The organism is Cupriavidus sp. C2SS-8b (assembly GCF_057073745.1).
Genome location: NZ_CP172716.1, coordinates 2495295 through 2513876, shown reverse-complemented (window position 1 = coordinate 2513876; position 18582 = coordinate 2495295). Strand labels below are relative to the sequence as shown.

14 protein-coding genes and 1 pseudogene are annotated in these 18582 nt (G+C 64.5%); 11 read left to right on the top strand and 4 right to left on the bottom strand.

Annotated elements, in window-relative coordinates; genetic code table 11:
* Positions 1 to 63 precede the first annotated feature (63 nt).
* A complete protein-coding gene (gene rplS, locus ACIGJB_RS11635; RefSeq protein ID WP_483729963.1) occupies positions 64 to 447 on the top strand; it encodes a 50S ribosomal protein L19 in 384 nt (127 codons plus the stop codon).
* A 137-nt stretch (positions 448 to 584) separates the two neighbouring features.
* A complete protein-coding gene (locus ACIGJB_RS11630) occupies positions 585 to 1265 on the top strand; it encodes a CoA pyrophosphatase (protein WP_483729962.1) in 681 nt (226 codons plus the stop codon).
* A gap of 21 nt (positions 1266 to 1286) precedes the next feature.
* Here ACIGJB_RS11630 and ACIGJB_RS11625 read toward each other — a convergent pair whose 3' ends face one another.
* Positions 1287 to 2135, bottom strand: a complete 849-nt coding sequence (locus ACIGJB_RS11625) for a sulfurtransferase (protein ID WP_483729961.1) — start codon at positions 2133 to 2135, stop codon at positions 1287 to 1289.
* A 182-nt stretch (positions 2136 to 2317) separates the two neighbouring features.
* On the opposite strand from ACIGJB_RS11625, the gene dnaE reads away from it, so the two are divergent.
* The 3 genes from dnaE (at position 2318) to ACIGJB_RS11610 (ending at position 8498) form a co-directional block, all read left to right on the top strand.
* Positions 2318 to 5836, top strand: coding sequence for a DNA polymerase III subunit alpha (dnaE, locus tag ACIGJB_RS11620; RefSeq protein WP_483729960.1), 3519 nt, complete (start codon positions 2318 to 2320; stop codon positions 5834 to 5836).
* 277 nt (positions 5837 to 6113) lie between these two features.
* Positions 6114 to 7823: a lipid A export permease/ATP-binding protein MsbA gene (msbA, locus tag ACIGJB_RS11615; protein ID WP_483732319.1), complete on the top strand. Its 1710-nt coding sequence runs from the start codon at positions 6114 to 6116 to the stop codon at positions 7821 to 7823.
* Positions 7824 to 7907: 84 nt separating this feature from the next.
* Positions 7908 to 8498, top strand: a complete 591-nt coding sequence (locus ACIGJB_RS11610) for a peroxidase-related enzyme (protein ID WP_483710765.1) — start codon at positions 7908 to 7910, stop codon at positions 8496 to 8498.
* Between the two features lie 28 nt (positions 8499 to 8526).
* On the opposite strand, the gene ACIGJB_RS11605 is transcribed toward ACIGJB_RS11610, so the two are convergent.
* Positions 8527 to 9039, bottom strand: a complete 513-nt coding sequence (locus tag ACIGJB_RS11605) for a hypothetical protein (RefSeq protein WP_483729959.1) — start codon at positions 9037 to 9039, stop codon at positions 8527 to 8529.
* Between the two features lie 343 nt (positions 9040 to 9382).
* Here ACIGJB_RS11605 and alr point away from each other — a divergent pair, with 343 nt between their 5' ends.
* Both alr and ACIGJB_RS11595 read left to right on the top strand, forming a co-directional pair.
* A complete protein-coding gene (gene alr, locus ACIGJB_RS11600; protein WP_483729958.1) occupies positions 9383 to 10483 on the top strand; it encodes an alanine racemase in 1101 nt (366 codons plus the stop codon).
* 153 nt (positions 10484 to 10636) lie between these two features.
* Complete coding sequence (locus ACIGJB_RS11595) at positions 10637 to 10894, top strand: hypothetical protein (RefSeq protein ID WP_483729957.1); 258 nt, start codon at positions 10637 to 10639, stop codon at positions 10892 to 10894.
* A 104-nt stretch (positions 10895 to 10998) separates the two neighbouring features.
* Here the strand turns inward: ACIGJB_RS11595 and aptA are convergent, their stop codons facing one another.
* Positions 10999 to 12354 carry an omega-aminotransferase AptA gene (gene aptA / locus ACIGJB_RS11590; RefSeq protein ID WP_483729956.1) on the bottom strand — a complete coding sequence of 452 codons (1356 nt, stop codon included), beginning with the start codon at positions 12352 to 12354 and terminating at the stop codon, positions 10999 to 11001.
* A gap of 100 nt (positions 12355 to 12454) precedes the next feature.
* Between aptA and ACIGJB_RS11585 the strand changes: the two genes are divergently transcribed.
* Positions 12455 to 13390, top strand: coding sequence for a LysR family transcriptional regulator (locus ACIGJB_RS11585; RefSeq protein WP_483732318.1), 936 nt, complete (start codon positions 12455 to 12457; stop codon positions 13388 to 13390).
* A gap of 38 nt (positions 13391 to 13428) precedes the next feature.
* Here ACIGJB_RS11585 and ACIGJB_RS11580 read toward each other — a convergent pair whose 3' ends face one another.
* Complete coding sequence (locus ACIGJB_RS11580) at positions 13429 to 14397, bottom strand: LysR family transcriptional regulator (RefSeq protein WP_483729955.1); 969 nt, start codon at positions 14395 to 14397, stop codon at positions 13429 to 13431.
* Positions 14398 to 14540: 143 nt separating this feature from the next.
* Between ACIGJB_RS11580 and ACIGJB_RS11575 the strand changes: the two genes are divergently transcribed.
* From ACIGJB_RS11575 to ACIGJB_RS11565, 3 genes and pseudogenes are all read left to right on the top strand, one after another.
* Positions 14541 to 15851, top strand: coding sequence for an MFS transporter (locus ACIGJB_RS11575; protein ID WP_483729954.1), 1311 nt, complete (start codon positions 14541 to 14543; stop codon positions 15849 to 15851).
* Positions 15852 to 15955: 104 nt separating this feature from the next.
* A complete protein-coding gene (locus tag ACIGJB_RS11570; RefSeq protein WP_483729953.1) occupies positions 15956 to 16987 on the top strand; it encodes a histone deacetylase family protein in 1032 nt (343 codons plus the stop codon).
* 80 nt (positions 16988 to 17067) lie between these two features.
* Positions 17068 to 18548: pseudogene (locus tag ACIGJB_RS11565) on the top strand (aldehyde dehydrogenase).
* Positions 18549 to 18582 lie beyond the last annotated feature (34 nt).

The following is an 18582-nucleotide window of genomic DNA, read 5'->3' as shown; positions in this document are numbered from 1 at the left end:
TGCCGGGGCCCGGGCAATGCTCGGGGCATCCAACGCCGGCACGATGGTTACGGAGAAAGAACGATGAACATCATCGAGCAGATCGAGAAAGACGAGATCGCGCGTCTGACCGCGAACAAGACCATCCCCGCATTCGCACCCGGCGACACCGTGATCGTCAGCGTGAACGTGGTGGAAGGCAACCGCAAGCGCGTGCAGGCTTACGAAGGCGTGGTGATCGCCAAGCGTAACCGTGGCCTGAATTCGTCCTTCATCGTGCGCAAGATCTCGTCGGGTGAAGGCGTGGAACGTACGTTCCAGCTGTACTCGCCGCTGATCGCCGGCATCGAAGTGAAGCGTCGCGGCGACGTGCGTCGTGCGAAGCTGTACTACCTGCGCGAGCGCTCGGGCAAGTCGGCACGTATCAAGGAAAAGCTGGTTTCGAAGGCAGCCAAGGCTGCCCAGTAAGCCGGACATGCTGGCCGGTTTTGCTGGCCGGACATTTCCTCGGGAAGGGCACCGCAAGGTGCCCTTTTTGCGTTTTGGCAACTGTGCCGGATTGCTGCGCTGCCGGAAGACGAGCATCTGTCATACTTCAACCTGTTATGCGCCCCGCCTTTGACCCCGAATCCCTCCCCATCATCGATACCGACACGCGCCGACCGGCGCTGAGCGCGCCGCGCCTGAAGGCGGATTTCATCCGCCACCGGCTGCAGGTGCCGCCGGCCTGGGCGCCCGAGCTGACCGATGAATCCCGTGTGTACGACCGTAGCCGAAGCCTGCGCCAGGCCTCCGTGCTGGTGCCGATTGTCGAGCGCCGGGACGGCCTGACGATCCTGCTCACCGAGCGCAATGCCAACCTGAGCGCGCACGCGGGGCAGATCAGTTTTCCGGGCGGCAGCCAGGAAGACTATGACACCAGCCGCATCGATACGGCCTTGCGGGAAACCGAAGAAGAAGTGGGCCTGGCACGCGACTATGTGGAGGTGCTGGGCGCGCTGCCGGACTACATCACCGGCACCGGTTTCCATGTCAGCCCGGTGGTGGGCCTGGTGCGCGACGGCTTTACGTTGCAGCCCGATGCGTCAGAAGTGGCCGATGTGTTTGAGGTGCCGCTGGCTTTCCTGATGGACCCTTCGCACCATGAGCGGCGCCTGTTCCGCTGGGTCGATGGCGAACGGATGTTCTATGCCATGCCCTTCCCGCGCGAAGGCGGTGGCCATCGCTTCATCTGGGGCGCGACGGCCGGCATGCTGCGCAACCTCTACCACTTGCTTGCCGCGTGAGTTTCGCGGCGGCCCGGACAATCAGGCTGCGGCCTGACCTTGCTGCCCGATGCAATGCGGGCAGCTCTTGCCAACGACATACTGCGGGCTTTGCTGCTCTTCGGCCGTGACCACGGCGCGGCAGGCAAAGCACTGCTTGGGTCCAGCAGGTTCAAGGTTGGGGTTCAGCGCCGTGCGGTAGTCAAAGACGAAGCAGTCGCCGCGATAGTGGCTGCCGCCGACTTCCTCGAAATACTTCAGGATGCCGCCTTCGAGCTGGTAGACGTGATCGATGCCGACTTCCTGCATATGGATCGCGGCCTTCTCGCAGCGGATGCCGCCGGTGCAGAACGACACCACGGTCTTGCCCTCGAAATCCGCCTTGTGGGCTTCCACGGCTTCGGGGAATTCGCTGAACTTGGCGAGGTTGTATTCCACCACCGTATCGAACGTCCCGACCGCGACTTCAAAGTCGTTGCGCGTATCGAGCATCACCACCGGGCGGCCTTCGTCGTCGTGGCCCTGGTCGAGCCAGCGCTTGAGGTCGACCGGCCGTACCGACGGCGCACGCCCTTCCTCGGGTCGGATCAGCGGGCGCTTCATGGTGATGATTTCCTTCTTGGCGCGCACCAGCATGCGCTTGAAGGGCTGGTTGTCCGACAGGCTTTCCTTGGGGGCAATGTCGGCGAAGCGCGCGTCGGCGTGCAGCCACGCCATAAAGCCGTCGATGGCTTCGCGCGGGCCGGCCAGGAACATGTTGATGCCCTCCGGCGCGAGCAGGATGGTGCCCTTCAGGTCGAGGTCTTCGCAGCGCGAGCGCATTTCCGGCCGCAACGTCTCGATGTCGTTGAGCGAGACGAACTTGTAAGCGGAGATGTTGACGATCTGCATGATGGGCTGCGCTGCGGTCGCGCGCGCAAAGCACGCGATAACTGCCTGATTGGAAACGTGAAATTATAGCGCGCCGGCCCGCTGCCGACCGCCATTTCCTAGCGTCGTCCTCGGCTATCGTGGCGTGTCGGCGATGATTGCGGCCCGGCCGTTGCCCATGCCGAGCCGGTACAATGTCGCCCATGTCTGCCCCCCGTTTCGTACACCTTCGCGTCCATTCCGAGTATTCCGTCGTCGACGGCATCGTCCGCCTGGAGGATGCCGTCAAGGCCGCGGCCAAGGATGGCATGGGCGCGCTCGCTCTCACCGACCTTGCCAACGCCTTCGGCCTGATCCGCTTCTACAAGGAAGCGCGCGGCGGCGGCGTCAAGCCCGTGGTCGGCGCCGATGTCTGGCTGTCCAATGCGGACGACCGCGACAAGCCCGCGCGGCTGCTGTTGCTGGTGCAGGACCGCATCGGCTACCTGAACCTGTGCATGCTGCTGTCCCGTGCATGGCTGTCGAACCAGCACCGTGGCCGTGCCGAAATCGAGCCCGGCTGGTTCAGCGAACCCGGTGAAGCGGGGCAGCCGCTGGCGACAGGGCTGATCGCGCTGTCGGGCGCGATGGGTGGGGATGTCGGCATGGCGCTGGCCAATGGCAACGTCGAAGGCGCCCGCCGCGCCGCCGAGCATTGGGCCACCGTCTTCCCGCAGCGTTTCTACATCGAGGTGCAGCGCGCCGGCCATCCCGGCACGGACGCCTATGTGCAGCAGGCCGTGCACCTGGCCGCGGAGATGCAGTTGCCCGTGGTGGCCACGCATCCGGTGCAGTTCATGACGCCGGATGAGTTCACCGCGCACGAGGCGCGCGTCTGTATCGCCGAAGGCGAACTGCTGGCCAATCCGCGCCGCACGCGCCGCTTCACCACGGACCAGTATTTCAAGACGCAGGACGAAATGTGCGCGCTGTTCGCCGACATTCCGTCCGCGCTCGAAAACGCTGTCGAGATCGCGAAGCGCTGCAACCTGACGCTGGAGCTGGGCAAGCCGCGCCTGCCGCTGTTCCCCACGCCCGACGGCATGTCGCTCGACGACTACCTCGTCTTCATGGCCAAGGATGGCCTGGAGAAGCGCATGGCCGTCCTGTTCCCGGACGAGGCACAGCGCGAGGCGAAGCGGCCCGAATACTACGCGCGATTGGAGTTCGAGACCGGCACCATCATCAAGATGGGCTTCCCCGGCTACTTCCTGATCGTGGCGGACTTTATCAACTGGGCCAAGAACAACGGCGTGCCCGTGGGCCCGGGCCGCGGCTCCGGCGCCGGTTCGCTGGTGGCCTATGCGCTCGGCATTACCGACCTGGACCCGCTCAAGTACGCGCTGCTGTTCGAGCGTTTCCTGAATCCGGAGCGGGTGTCCATGCCCGACTTCGATATCGACTTCTGCCAGCACGGCCGTGACCGCGTGATCACGTACGTGAAGGAAAAGTACGGCAAGGACGCGGTATCGCAGATCGCCACCTTCGGCACCATGGCGGCCAAGGCCGCGGTGCGCGACGTGGGCCGCGTGCTCGACCTGGGCTACGGCTTCGTCGATGGCATCGCCAAGCTGATTCCGTTCAAGCCGGGCAAGCTCGTCACGATCGAGGAAGCCAAGAAGGAAGAGCCGCTGCTCACCGAGCGCGAGAACAACGAGGAAGAAGTGCGCCAGCTGCTGGAACTGGCGCAGCGTGTCGAGGGCATGACCCGTAACGTCGGCATGCACGCCGGCGGCGTGCTGATCGCGCCGGGCCGCCTGACCGATTTCTGCCCGCTCTACACGCAGGGCGCGCAGAACGACGGCATGAGCGGCGTCGTCAGCCAGTACGACAAGGACGACGTGGAAGCGGCCGGCCTGGTCAAGTTCGACTTTCTGGGCCTGACCACGCTGACCATCCTTGACTGGGCCGAGCGCTATATCCGCCGGCTCGACCCGGGCAAGGCGGACTGGAACTGCAGCCAGATTCCCCTGGATGACGGCCCGGCCTTCGACATCCTGAAGACGGCCAACACGGTTGCCGTGTTCCAGCTGGAAAGCCGCGGCATGCAGGGCATGCTGAAGGACGCCAAGCCTGACCGCTTCGAGGACATCATCGCGCTGGTGGCGCTGTACCGCCCGGGCCCGATGGACCTGATCCCCAGCTTCTGCGCGCGCAAGCACGGCCGCGAGAAGGTGGAGTATCCGGATGCGCGCGTCGAGCCGGTGCTCAAGGAGACCTACGGCATCATGGTCTACCAGGAGCAGGTGATGCAGATGGCGCAGATCATTGGCGGCTACTCGCTCGGTGGTGCCGACCTGCTGCGCCGCGCCATGGGCAAGAAGAAGCCCGAGGAAATGGCGCAGCACCGCGTGATGTTCCGCGAAGGCGCCGCCAAGAATGGACTCTCCGCCGAGCAGGCCGACGATATCTTCGACCTGATGGAGAAGTTCGCGGGCTACGGCTTCAACAAGTCGCACGCGGCCGCGTACGCGCTGCTGGCGTACTACACCGCCTGGCTCAAGGCGCATCATCCGGCCGAATTCATGGCAGCCAACATGTCGCTGGCCATGGACGACACCGACAAGGTCAAGATCCTCTACGAGGACTGCAAGCTCAACAAGCTTGCCGTGCTGCCGCCTGACGTCAACGCCAGCGAATACCGCTTCGCGCCGACCGATGCCAAAACCATCCGCTATGGACTCGGCGGCATCAAGGGTTCCGGCCAGGGCGCCATCGAAGACATCCTGCGCGCGCGCGAGGAACGGCCGTTCACGGACCTGTTCGACTTCTGCGAGCGCGTCGACCGCCGCCAGGTGAACCGCCGCACCATCGAGGCGTTGATCCGGGCCGGTGCGTTCGACAGCCTCAACGACAACCGCGCGCAGTTGCTGGCCTCTGTCTCGATCGCCATGGAAGCGGCCGACCAGAAGGCCCAGTCGGCCAACCAGGTCTCGCTGTTCGACCTGATGGGCGATGCCGGCGACGCGCACCGCCCGGAACTGCTCGACGAGCCGCGCTGGACGCCCAAGCGCACGCTGCAGGAAGAAAAGCAGGCGCTCGGCTATTACTTCTCGGGACACCTGTTCGACGCGTGCCGCGACGAGGTGCGCCGCTTCGTGAAGAGCACGCTGGCCGGGCTCGAAAAGGAAGTGCAGGGCAATGGCGGCGGTTTCGGCCGCGACGTGCGCGGCAAGACCATCGCCGGCGTGATTGCCGGCGTGCGCACGCAGATGACGCAGCGCGGCAAGATGATCATCGTGCAACTCGACGACGGCACCGGGCTGGTGGAGATGACCGTTTTCAACGAGCTGTTCGATGCCAACCGGCACATGTTCCGCGAGGACGAGCTGCTGATCGCCACCGGCAACGCACGCCACGACACCTTCACCGGCGGCGTGCGCTTTACGGCGGAGTCGGTGATGGACCTGGCCACCGCCCGCAGCGCCTATGCCAGCGCGCTCAGCATTGCGCTGGCACCGGAAGACTCGACCATGGAGCGTTTGCGCACCATGCTCACCCAGTACCGCGCCAAGCCGCGCGACGCGGGCCCTGCTGGTCTTGGCCTGCTGGTGCGCTACCGCAATCCGAGTGCCGCATGCGATATCCACCTCGGACCGAACTGGCGCGTCGAGCCGGACGAAGCCCTGCTCGGCGAACTGCGGCAGTGGCTCGGCAACGAGGCGGTCGAGCTGATGTATTGAGGCCGGGCGGGCGCGCAAGACTGGCGCCGCGCCATCCCTTGCGCCCGTTTCGGCGCGTCTGCCGCGCCGGGTAATGCGGTTACAATGGCTCCGTTTTTTGCGCCTGCATGTGGTGTTTTCGCCATGCCGGGCAGCCAATTTCCGTGGTTCTTAGGCGTTTTCCGTGGCACCCGTCAGACGGGTGCGCGTCGCATCATTCAAATTAAGGGTGGTAGTGAGCAATCCAGCGAAGTCCGAACAGTCGGCCGGACAAGACGTAAAGGTAGGCAAGCGCCTGATGGGCTATCTGCGCCCGGAGCTGCGCATTTTCATTGCCGCCATCCTGGCCATGGCCGTGGTCGCGGCCAGCGAGGGCGTGATCCCGAAGGTCGTCAACGACCTGCTCGACAAAGGCTTTGGCGGCGACTACGCCGGCAAGCTGTGGCACGTGCCGGCCATCCTGACCGGTGTCGCGCTCATTCGCGGCGTGGCACAGTTTGCATCCGGCTACTTGCTGAGCCTGATTTCGAACCGCGTGCTGCTGAAGATGCGCATGCAGATGTTCGACCGCTTGCTGCACGCGCCTGCCCAGTTCTTCCACCGCAATACGGCGGCTTCGCTGATCAACGCGGTGATCTTCGAAGTCAACCAGGTACTGTCGATCCTGACCAACGTGTTCATCACGCTGGTGCGGGACTCGCTCACCGTGGTGGCGCTGCTGATCTACCTGTTCTACACGAACTGGCGCCTGACGCTGATCGTGGCCGTGATCCTGCCCGTGATCGGCTACCTGATGTCGAAGATCAACCGGCGCCTGCGCCGACTCAACCGCGACCACCAGACGCTGACCAACAGCGCGGCGTATGTGGTCGAGGAGGCAGTCGGCGGCTTCAAGGTCGTGAAGCTGCATGGCGGCGAGGCTTACGAGATGAACCGGTTCCGCAACATGGCGGAACGGCTCAAGAATTATTCGATGCGCATGGCCGTGGCCGGTGGCCTGAACCAGCCCGTGACGGCGTTCCTGGCCGCGCTGGCGCTGTCGGTCATCATCACCATCGCCATGGTCCAGGCGCAGGGCAACCAGACCACGATCGGCGGTTTTACCGGTTTCGTGATGGCCATGCTGCTGTTGATCTCGCCGCTCAAGCACCTGACCGACATCAACCAACCGCTCACGCGCGGCCTGACCGCGGCCGAGCTGATCTTCCGGCTGATCGACGAACCGCCCGAGCCGCAGGACGGTGGCGTGCGCATCGAGCGTGCCAAGGGCGACCTGGTATTCGAACGCGTCGGGTTCCACTATGGCGAAGGCACACGGCCGGCGCTGGAGAGTATTGATATCCGCGTACCGGCTGGCGAGGTGGTGGCGCTGGTCGGTCCTTCGGGCAGCGGCAAGACCACGCTGGTCAACCTGGTGCCGCGCTTCTTCGACCCGACCGATGGCCGCATCCTGCTGGACGGCCATGCGATCGGCGACATCGCGCTGCGCGAACTGCGCAACCAGGTCGCCTTCGTGAGCCAGGACGTGGTGCTCTTCAACGACACCGTTGCCGCCAACGTGGCATACGGGGTCGGCCCGGACGACAAGATCGACATGGCGCGCGTCGAGCGTGCCTTGCAGGCCGCCTACCTGACCGACGTGGTGAAGAACCTGCCGGAAGGCCTCGATACGAATATTGGCGACAACGGCATGAAGCTCTCGGGCGGTCAGCGCCAGCGACTGGCTATCGCCCGGGCGATCTATAAGGACGCGCCGATCCTGATTCTGGACGAAGCCACGTCGGCGCTCGATTCGGAATCCGAACGCCAGGTACAGGCGGCGCTGGAAGCATTGATGGTGGGCCGTACGACGCTGGTGATCGCGCACCGCCTGTCGACGATCGAGAACGCCGACCGCATCGTCGTGCTCGATCACGGCCGCGTGGCCGAGCAGGGTACCCACGACGAACTGCTGGCCGCCAACGGCCTGTACGCCGGGCTGCACCGGATCCAGTTCGCCACGCACTGATTCCTGGCCGGGCCGGGGCTGCCGGCTTGCGGGTTGCGCCTTGGCTACAATGGGGCGACAACAACGACCGCGAGAGAGACAGCCATGACCCGCCCGGCCCATCCCATCAGCCGTTACCCCGTGCCCGAACTGAAGGCGCTGCCCGACGACATCCGGCAGCGCATCCTGGAAGTCCAGGACAAGGCGGGCTTCGTGCCCAACGTTTTCCTGACGCTGGCACACCGGCCCGACGAGTTCCGTGCCTTCTTCGCCTATCACGACGCCCTGATGCTCAAGGACGGCGGCCTGACCAAGGGCGAGCGCGAGATGATCGTGGTGGCCACGTCGGCGGCAAACCAGTGCCTGTATTGCGTGGTGGCGCACGGCGCCATCCTGCGCATCTACGAGAAGAAGCCGCTGGTGGCCGACCAGGTCGCCGTCAATCACCTGAAGGCCGATATCCCGCCGCGCCAGCGCGCCATGCTCGATTTCGCGATGAAGGTCTGCAAGGCCTCGCACGAAATCGCCGACGCCGACTTTGCGGCGCTGCGCGAGCACGGGTTCAGCGATGAAGATGCGTGGGACATCGCCGCCATCACGGCATTCTTCGGCTTGTCGAACCGCATGGCCAACACCATCAGCATGCGTCCGAACGACGAGTTCTTCCTGATGGGCCGCGTGCCCAAGAGCAAGTAAGCGCGTCCTTCCGTGCCGGGCCGCTTGTTCACCGGATCTCGGCGCAATTCCCGTTGTTCGGGTTGAACAGCACCGGCCACGCCTGCTCATAGATGCCGGGCGTGCAGCGCTTCTGGCAATTGGCGTGCGCGAGCGTGATGCGCCGTGGGTCCTGCCAGATCAGCAGTTCGCATTGGGTGCCGTCGGTCGCTTGCAGCACGATATGCGGCGTCTTCTGGACTTGCTTGAAATCTGCCAGGTCGAACTGGCAGGTGCCGCGCTTGGATACCCACAGCTTCCATTTCAGCGACTTCACATCGTTCGAGACCACGCGCATCACCGCGTCTTCGCGGAAGCCGTCGTCCTCGGTGCGGCGGCAAGTGCCGGCCAGGCTGATGTCGTGGGCGGCGATTGGCGTGGGAAGTGGTTTTTCGGATGCCGGGGCTGCGGCGACAGCGGGTGACGGGGGTGGCGGAGGTGCCCGCCGGGCGATCGGCAACTGCTCGCAGGCAGTGCACAGAAACATGGCCAAAAAACACAGGCCCAGTTGCGGGGCTTTCATCCGGGGTACCTCACTACAGAACGCCAGCGACCTGCGGGCTCCCGCCCGTGCTTTTGGATGGGCTGGCGTTAACTGAGTTATAGCGGATCGCAAAGACCGCGCAGGGTCATGCGGATCACTTGCGCGTAGGTAGAAACACCACCCCTGGCGTCAGCGAGGCGAGCCGTTCCTGACGCCGCGCCGACCGCTTTGCCGTCTTTGCCGGGCTTGAAAGCTGTTACTGAAAACTCCTGGAATTTCAGTAACAAAGCCTGCTTCAACGTCGATACGATAGTTGGCGCTCTGGGATAAGAGCGAATCGCCAGTACTAGCCATCACCACGGCAATCCAGATAACGACACCTATGCCACGCCCCATCTCCTTGACCATCCACCGGTCCGCGCTCGCCAGCAACCTGGCCATTGCACGGCGTCTGGCACCAGCATCGAAAGTTTGGGCCGTGGTAAAGGCCAATGCCTACGGCCACGGCATCGCCAGGGTCTACCCGGCACTGACCTCGGCCGATGGTTTTGCATTGCTCGACCTGGACGAGGCGGCCCGGCTGCGTGACCTGGGCTGGACCGGCCCGATCCTGTTGCTTGAGGGATTCTTCGATGACAGCGATATCGCGCTGCTTGCCTCGCTGCGCCTGACCACGGCGGTCCACGGAGAAGAGCAGTTGCGGATGCTGGAGGTGGCGTCTCGCGATGGTCGCTTGCCACCGCGCTCGATCGATGTCTGCCTGAAACTGAATGCCGGCATGAATCGCCTGGGGTTCAATCCCGGAGAGTACAGCGCGGCCTGGCGTCGCCTGGGCGATATTGCCGCGGTGAAATCCGTGACCCACATGAGTCATTTCTCGGATGCGGATACCGAGAAAGGCGTGGCGGACCAGTTCGCCACGTTCCGGGCCGTCACGCAGGACCTGCCCGGAAAGATCTCCGTCGCGAACTCGGCGGCGACCATGCGTCATGCTGATTGCCACGCGGACTGGGTGCGGGCGGGCATCATGCTGTACGGCGCTGCGCCGTCGGGCTGCGCGAAGGATCTGACTGGCACCGGCCTGCAGGCAGCGCAGACCTTGACCAGCCGGATACTGGGCGTGCAGGACCTGCAGCCCGGCCAGTCCGTCGGCTATGGTTCCCACTATGTCGCGACGCGCCGCCAGCGTATTGGCATCGTCGCGTGCGGCTACGCCGATGGCTATCCGCGCACGAGCTCTTCGCACGCAGGGCATTTCGCACCGGTTCGTGTCGGCGACCGGAACACGCGCACCGTCGGGCGTATTTCCATGGACATGCTGGCGATCGATCTCAGCGAATGCCCGGAAGCCGGCGTCGGCACGCCGGTCGAACTCTGGGGGCAGCATGTTCCGATCGACGATGTTGCCGCGGCGGCGGGCACGATCGGCTATGAGCTGATGTGCGCGGTGGCGCCGCGGGTGCCGGTCGTCGTTGGCTTGTAGCCCAGATCGTCCCAATGTTCCAAAAATTGCAACAAGCTATTGTCGCGTTGGGGATTGGTCACTTCAAGGGAAAACCCTTAGTATTCGTCTACGCGATGCCGCAATGCAGCAGACCCCCAAAAAACAAAGGCGTCGCGACCATAGAGGAAAATCATGAACGCCAGCCGCTATCTCCTGATCGTCATTACCGCCATCGCTGCTGCCATCTCGGCCGCGCCGGTTCTGGCCAAGAGTGGCCAGTTCGATCCGCATACCGACGGCGCGCGTAGCAACGGCTACAGCGCCTACACCGACGGCGCCCGTAGCGGCAAGTACAACGCTTTCACCGATGGCGCAAAGACCGGTGGCAAGTTCGACACTTACACGGACGGTGCCCGGTACGTTTTCTCGACCGACGAAATGCCCCACTGAGGCGCTGCTTCCGTGGCCCGGTCTCCCGGACCGGGCAATGAAAAAGGGTTGCAGGCAGAAGCCTGCAACCCTTTTTCATTTCAGGGCTTCGGCAGCGATCGGACTTAATCCGTCGCGCGCAGGGCTTCTCCCAGCGCGTTGACCAGGTCGTCGATCTCGCGCGGTTCGGCAATGAACGGCGGCGCAAGCTGGATCGTGTCGCTGCCGTAGCGCACGTAGAAGCCCTTTTCCCAGCAGCGCTGCGCGATCTCGTACGGCCGGCGCGCGGGCTCGCCCGGCGCATGGGCAATAGAGAAACCCGCGGCGAGACCGAAGTTGCGAATATCGGTCACATGCGGGCTTCCTTTCAGGCTGTGGACGGCCTCCTCGAACACCGGTGCAAGCGCACGCACGCGGCCGGCCATGTCTTCGTTGCGTAGCACGTCGAGCGTGGCGATGGCGGCAGCGCAGGCAACCGGATGTGCCGAGTAGGTGTAGCCGTGCGGAAACTCCAGCATGTAGTCGGGACCGCCTGCCTCCATGAACGTGTCATAGATGTCCTTGCTGGCAATCACCGCCCCGAGCGGCTGCGTGCCGTTGGTCACCTGCTTGGCGATGTTCATGATGTCCGGTACCACGCCGAAGGCCTCGGCGGCCGTCGTGGCGCCGACGCGCCCAAAGCCGGTGATGACCTCGTCGAAGATCAGCAGGATGTCATGCGCGGTGCAGATGTCGCGAAGGCGCTGCAGGTAGCCTGCGGGCGGGACCAGGACGCCGGCCGAGCCTGAGAAGGGTTCGACGATCACGGCGGCAATGGTCGAGGCGTCGTGCAGCGCGATCAGGTCGAGCAGGCGGTCTGCCAGCTCGGCGCCGTGCTGCGGTTGCCCGCGCGTGAAGGCGTTCCCGGCCAGGTGCGTGTGCGGCAGGAAGTCCGATTCGATGCCCTGGCCGAACAGCTTGCGGTTCGGCGCGAGCCCGCCAACCGAGATCCCGCCGAAGTTCACGCCGTGATAGGCCTTCTCGCGCCCGATCAGGCGTGTCTTGGCGGCCTGGCCTTTCGCACGCCAATACGCGCGCGCCATCTTGAGCGAGGTATCGGCTGCTTCTGAACCCGAGCCTGTGAAGAACACATAGTCGAGCCCGGCCGGCGTCATCTCCCGCAGATTGTTGGCGAGTTCGAACGACAGCGGATGCCCGTACTGGAACGCCGGCGCATAGTCGAGCCGGGCGATCTGGCGGCTGACGGCCTCGACGATCTCGGGGCGCGCATGGCCGAGCCCCGTGCACCACAGGCCAGACAAGCCATCGAAGATCTTGCGGCCGTCGACGTCCGTGTAGTACGCGCCCTTGGCTTCGACAATCATGCGCGGACTGGCCTTGAATTGCCGGTTCGCCGTGAATGGCATCCAGTGGGCATCGAGCCAGGCGGGGTCCAGGCGGACGTCAGTGTTCTGCGGGCGAGAGGTGGCGGTGGTGGTCATGGCGGTTCGCGCGGTGCGCGGTAGCGTTGGTCTGTTGCGGATTATTGGGATCGGCGATAGGCTTTTGAATGATCAAATATCAACGTTCACTTGTCAGTTCATGCAAGTAACCACAAAGCGCCGTGCCCTGCTCGGGCTGATGAGCGACATGGACCTGCGTCTGCTGCGGGTCTTCAAGGCCGTGGTCGAGTGTGGCGGCATGGCATCGGCAGAGCGCGAACTCAACATCGGCATCTCGACCATCAGCCGCCATATCAAGGATCTGGAAACGCGGCTGGGCCTCACGCTGTGCCGTCGCGGGCGCGCGGGGTTTGCGCTGACAGCCGAAGGGCATGGCATCTACGAGCAGACCTTGCGCTTGCTCGCGTCGGTCGAGGCCTTCCGCAGCAGCGTCGACGACCTGCATGGGCGCCTTGGCGGGGAGCTGAACGTGGCGGTCGTCGACAAGACCGCCACCAATCCGCGGGCGCGGCTTGGCGATGCGATCGCCCGGTTCTCGGAGGCCGCGCCTGAGGTGGTGCTGAACCTCCACGTCGCTTCGCTGGTGGCGGTGGAGCAGGGGGTCATCGATGGCCGCTTCCATGTCGGGATCGCCCCGGTGTACCGTCCCGCGCGCGGCTTTATCAGTAGTGCGCTGTTCGACGAGACCATGCTGCTCTATTGCGGCGCCAGCCATCCGTTGTTCGATGCACCGCAAGAAGGGCTCACGTGGCGGCAGATGCGCAACTACCGTTTTGCTGGACTCGGCTACAACTCGCCCAATATGGAACTCGCCCACCGCGAAAAGCTGTCGCGCAAGGCGACGGGATTCGACCAGGAGTCGATCGCGACGCTGATCCTGTCGGGCGCCTACCTTGGCTTTCTGCCCGATCACTATGCCGCTAGCTTCGAAGGTCGGGGCTTGATGCGGCCTGTCGCGCCGAAGCGTTTTCGCTATGCTTGCCGGTTCACGTCGATGTTGCGGCGCTCACCCGAGCCCGCACGCGCGGCGTTGCTGTTCCAGGAGTGCCTGACGCACGCTCACCGGTCCCCATGAGGCGCGGTGGGCCACCGAGTCGCCTCGATGAGGACGGTTTAACGGGACCCCAAGCGCTCCTGCAGCGGATAGCGCTGCATGGTGCGCTCCATGCCTTCAAGAAACATCCGCTCCGCCGGGTTCATCTTGCGTCCACGGTGCCATAGCAGCTGAATATCGATGTCGGCCACGCCATCATCGGGCGGCAGGCGCCACAGGCGCTGTTGCAGCAGGTCGTCGCGCACGATGTGCTCGGGCAGGCAGCCGATGCCATAGCCAGCGAAGATCAACCGCCGCACTTCGTCCAGGCTCGACGAGACCGCGATGGTCTGGCCGGTGAACCGGTGCTCGTCGCGGAACACGCTGATCGGCGCAAGGCTCTCGCCAAGCAGTTCGGTCGTGAACGAGACGAAGTCCTGGTCGAGCAGGTCCGCCATCGCCAGGCCCTGGCGGCCGAACAAGGGGTGATGCCGGCCACAGAAAATTGCATAGCGCTGGCGCAGGAAGCATCGCTGCTCGAGCTTGTCTTGCGGCGTGCGGCACACACTGAGACCGGCGGTTGCGGTCATCTGCAGCAAAGACGAGACGATATCCGACGAGCGCATGACCTCGATCTGCAGGTCGACGCGCGGATAGCTGCGATGGAACTCCGCCAGGTATTCGTCGTAGATCCACGAATCCATCCGGCTGACGCAAAGGAGCCGGATCGAGCCCGTGATGTCTTCCCCTTTGTCGGCCAGCTCCGTTTCCAGCTTCGACAGATGGCCATAGATCTCGCCGGCAATGCGAAAAACCTCTTCCCCGGCCGGCGTTGGCTTGAATTGCTGGCCACGCCGCTGGATCAGGGAGTGCCCGAGCGTCTCTTCCAGGCGCTTGAGCGCCAGGCTGATGGCGGGCTGGGTCAGGTGCAGGCGCGCGGCGGCGCGGCTCACGCTGCGCTCTTGCATGATGACCAGAAAGGTTCTCAGAAGATTCCAGTCGAGCCGGTCATTCAGGAAGCGCACCACTTCAGGTCTACTTCGCGACATCGAGGATAATTCTCGCTATATAAGTTGAAATTATGTAGAGAATAATAACTATAAATTTGATTAATAAAATCGAGGGGGCTATAAAACTGTCACCGCAGTGTCCGCGCAACGCTGCAGACTTGAAAACGACAGGAGACAACCCAATGCAAACCCCTTCCACGGTCAAGCACCAGCCCAGACGCGCTGCTGCCGCCGCCTTCATCGGCACGGCGATCGAATGGTATGACTTCTACATCTACGCAACTGCCGCCGCACTGGTGTTCGGCGAACTGTTCTTTCCGTCGGATGACCCGTTCATCAGTACGATGGCGTCCTTCGGCACCTTTGCCGTCGGGTTCTTCGCGCGTCCACTCGGTGGCGTCATCTTCGGTCACCTTGGCGACAAGATCGGCCGCAAGAAGGAGCTGATGACGTCGCTCGTCATGATGGGTCTCGCCACTGTTGGCGTGGGGCTGATGCCGACGCAGTTTTCGTCCCCGTGGGTCGCTCCCGCCTTGCTGATCGTGTTGCGCATCATCCAGGGCATCTCGGCTGGCGGCGAGTGGGGCGGGGCAGTCCTGATGGCGGGCGAGCACGCGCCGCCGGGCCGCCGCATGTTCTTCGCGTCGTTCGCGCAGCTTGGCAGCCCGGCCGGGATGCTGATGTCGCTGCTGGCGTTTCGCGCCGTGACGTCGCTCGACCACGCGGACTTCATGGCCTGGGGCTGGCGCGTGCCGTTCCTTGCCAGCGCGCTGCTGCTGGTGGTCGGCATCTTCATCCGCATCAGCGTCGGCGAGTCGCCGGAATTCGAGCGCGAGAAGCAGCGCCACCGCACTGTCAAGCTGCCGATTGCCGAAGTGTTCCGCAGCGCTCGCTGGCTGGTGCTGTTGTGCATTGGCGCCAATACCCTCGGCATTGCGGGCGTGTACTTCACCAACACGTTCATGATTTCGTACACGACGCAGTACTTCGGCGTGCCCCGCTCGCTGATTCTTGACTGCCTGTTCGTTGTGGCCGTGATCCAGTTCCTGATGCAGCCCCTTGCCGCGTACTGGGCGGAGAAGATCGGCACCGCGCGCTTCCTGAAGCTGGCCGCGCTCGCCGCGATGATGACACCGTACCCGATGTTCCTGCTCGTGCAGTCTGGCGATCGCTTGTCGCTGATCGCGGGCATCGCGCTCGCGGTGGTGTGCCTGGCCTCGTTCTATTCGGTGATCGCGGGCTTCATGACCGATGTATTCCCGACGCACGTGCGCTATTCCGCGATCTCGTTGTCGTACCACGTCTGCGCCGCGATCGCGGGTGGCCTCACGCCGCTCGCCGCGACCTGGCTTGCGCATCGCTACAGCGGGCAATGGTGGCCGCTGGCGCTCTTCTTCACGGGACTCGCGGTGTTGTCCCTCGTGTGTGTGATGGCGCTCGACGCGATGAAGTCGCGCCGCGCCATCGCCTTCGAGGCGGTCAGCACGCCCTGACCCGCGCTTTCCCCTGACTGACGCTTTCCCTGTATGGCGGGTACGCCAGGCATCGCTACGCCTGCCCGCCTGACTTCTACAACGACAAGAGACGACTGAACATCATGCTGACCTACTTCCACCCCCAACAGTTGAAGCATCATCCGCGCAGCTATTTCTCGCGTGGCCAGATGCGCGAGCCGCAAGAGGTGCCCGAGCGCGCCGTGCAGTTGCTGCAGGCGGCCCGCGCACTGGACTTCGACGTGCGCGAGCCCGCCGATGCCGGTCATGCGCCGCTAGCCGCCGTGCATGGCATGGACTACCTGCGCTTCCTCGAAGAGGCGCACGGCGAGTGGAAGCAGATGCCGGAAGACTGGGGCAACGAAGTCATGTCCAATATCTTCGTGCGCGAGAACAACCCGCTGCGCGGCGTGCTCGGCAAGGCCGCGCGCTTCCTGGCCGATGGCAGTTGCCCGATAGGCCCCGAAACCTGGCGCTCCGCCTACTGGTCCGCGCAGAGCGCGGTCGCCGGTGCGCGCGCAGTGCTGGAGGGTGCCGGCGAGGCCTATGCACTGTGCCGCCCGCCCGGCCACCACGCCCGCGTCGAAGGCGCCGGGGGGCTGTGCTACCTGAACAATGCGGCCATCGCCGCGCAAGTGCTGCGCGAACGCTTCGGCCGCGTGGCGATCGTCGATACCGACATGCACCACGGCCAGGGCATCCAGGAGATTTTCTACGGCCGCGACGACGTGCTGTACGTATCGATCCACGGCGATCCCACCAACTTCTACCCGGCCGTGGCGGGCTTCGAGGAAGAGCGCGGCAGCGGCGAGGGCAGCGGCTACAACGTCAACCTGCCGATGGCGCATGGCTCGAGCGAGGCGGTGTTCTTCGAACAGCTCGACGCGGCCCTGCGCACCGTCAAGCGCTTCCAGGCCGACGTGCTGGTTCTGGCGCTGGGCTTCGACATCTATATGGAGGATCCCCAGGCTGTCGTCGCGGTGACGACTGAAGGGTTTGGCCGCCTGGGCGAGTCCGTCGGCGCGCTCTGCCTGCTCACGCTGATTGTGCAGGAAGGCGGCTACCACATCGAAACGCTCGACCTCAACTCGCGCACGTTCTTCGGCGGCTTCGGCGCGGCCCGCAAGGCGCGTTGATGCCAACGTCCGACCGTCTTTCCAGGGAGTCCAGCTTGAACACCGAATCCACCAATGCAGCGCTTCCGGGAGGCCGCATGATGCTGCAACGCTATACCCACTACATTGACGGCCAGATGGTCCCGCCGGCCGGCGGCGCCTACTTCCCGACCGAGAACCCGTTCACCGGCGAGGCCTGGGCGGAAGTCGCGCGCGGCAATGCCGACGATGTGGAGCAGGCCGTGCGGGCCGCGCATCGCAACCTGCGTAGCGGTGCCTGGCCCGCGCTGACCGCGAGCGAACGCGGCCTGCTGCTGCACCGCCTCGGCGACCGCATTGCCGCGGAGGCCGAGCGCCTTGCGGCCATCGAAGTGCGCGACAACGGCAAGCTGATCTCCGAGATGCTCGGTCAGCTGCGCTATATCCCCAAGTGGTTCCACTACTTCGGCGGACTGGCGGACAAGGTCCACGGCGACGTGATCCCGCTCGACAAGAAGGGCTACTTCAACTACACGCGCCAGGAGCCGCTGGGGGTCGTGGCGATCATCACGCCGTGGAACTCGCCGCTGATGCTGCTGGCATGGAAACTGGCACCCGCGCTGGCGGCCGGTTGTACGGTCGTCATCAAGCCGTCCGAGTTCACCTCGGCCTCGACTGTCGCGCTGGTGGCCTTGCTCGACGAGGTTGGCTTCCCGCCGGGCGTCGTCAACGTCGTGACCGGCTTCGGCAATGAGGCCGGTGCGGCGCTCGTGTCGCACCCGCTGGTGCGCAAGGTGACGTTCACGGGCGCCGACTCCACCGGCAAGCTGATCGCCCAGCAGGCCGCGCGCGAGCTGAAGCACGTCGGGCTGGAACTCGGCGGCAAGTCGCCCAACATCGTGTTCGCCGATGCCAACCTCGATGACGCGGTCAATGGCGCGGTGTCGGGCATCTTCGCGGCAACGGGGCAGACCTGCATTGCCGGCTCGCGCCTGCTGCTGCAGGACGATATCCACGACGCCTTTCTCGAGCGGCTACTTGAACTGGCGCGTTCCGCGCGGATGGGCGATCCGATGGATCCGGACACCCAGGTCGGGCCGGTCACCACGCGGCCGCAGTACGAGAAGGTGCTGTCCTACATTGAGTGGCCAGGCGCGACGGGGCCAGGCTGGTGCTTGGCGGCAATCCCGCGCAGCGCCCGGAATGCGGTCGTGGCTGGTTCGTCGAGCCGACCATCTTCGCCGATGTGCGCAACGACATGCGCATCGCGCAGGAGGAGGTGTTCGGTCCGGTATTGTCGGTGATCCGCTTCCGCGACGAGGATGAAGCCATCGCGCTGGCCAACGATATCCGCTTTGGTTTGGGCGCAGGCGTGTGGACCAGCGATATCCGCCGCTCGTTCCGCATGGCGGAGCGGCTGGAAGCCGGCACGGTCTGGGTCAATACCTATCGCGCGGTGAGCTATATGTCGCCGTTTGGCGGCTACAAGGATTCCGGGCTGGGCCGCGAGAACGGCGCGGATGCGATCCGCGAGTACCTGCAGACCAAGAGCGTGTGGATCAACACCGGCGCGGAAACGGCCAATCCGTTCGTGATGCGGTGATGTCGTCAGGGGCCCGGGTTTGCCCGGCCCCTGA

Bases quoted from the DNA above. Each gene is read 5' to 3' on its own strand.
- rplS (WP_483729963.1), top strand. From the start codon at position 64: ATGAACATCATCGAGCAGATCGAGAAAGACGAGATCGCGCGTCTGACC.
- ACIGJB_RS11630 (WP_483729962.1), top strand. From the start codon at position 585: ATGCGCCCCGCCTTTGACCCCGAATCCCTCCCCATCATCGATACCGAC.
- ACIGJB_RS11625 (WP_483729961.1), bottom strand. From the start codon at position 2,135: ATGCAGATCGTCAACATCTCCGCTTACAAGTTCGTCTCGCTCAACGAC.
- dnaE (WP_483729960.1), top strand. From the start codon at position 2,318: ATGTCTGCCCCCCGTTTCGTACACCTTCGCGTCCATTCCGAGTATTCC.
- msbA (WP_483732319.1), top strand. From the start codon at position 6,114: ATGGGCTATCTGCGCCCGGAGCTGCGCATTTTCATTGCCGCCATCCTG.
- ACIGJB_RS11610 (WP_483710765.1), top strand. From the start codon at position 7,908: ATGACCCGCCCGGCCCATCCCATCAGCCGTTACCCCGTGCCCGAACTG.
- ACIGJB_RS11605 (WP_483729959.1), bottom strand. From the start codon at position 9,039: ATGAAAGCCCCGCAACTGGGCCTGTGTTTTTTGGCCATGTTTCTGTGC.
- alr (WP_483729958.1), top strand. From the start codon at position 9,383: ATGCCACGCCCCATCTCCTTGACCATCCACCGGTCCGCGCTCGCCAGC.
- ACIGJB_RS11595 (WP_483729957.1), top strand. From the start codon at position 10,637: ATGAACGCCAGCCGCTATCTCCTGATCGTCATTACCGCCATCGCTGCT.
- aptA (WP_483729956.1), bottom strand. From the start codon at position 12,354: ATGACCACCACCGCCACCTCTCGCCCGCAGAACACTGACGTCCGCCTG.
- ACIGJB_RS11585 (WP_483732318.1), top strand. From the start codon at position 12,455: ATGCAAGTAACCACAAAGCGCCGTGCCCTGCTCGGGCTGATGAGCGAC.
- ACIGJB_RS11580 (WP_483729955.1), bottom strand. From the start codon at position 14,397: ATGTCGCGAAGTAGACCTGAAGTGGTGCGCTTCCTGAATGACCGGCTC.
- ACIGJB_RS11575 (WP_483729954.1), top strand. From the start codon at position 14,541: ATGCAAACCCCTTCCACGGTCAAGCACCAGCCCAGACGCGCTGCTGCC.
- ACIGJB_RS11570 (WP_483729953.1), top strand. From the start codon at position 15,956: ATGCTGACCTACTTCCACCCCCAACAGTTGAAGCATCATCCGCGCAGC.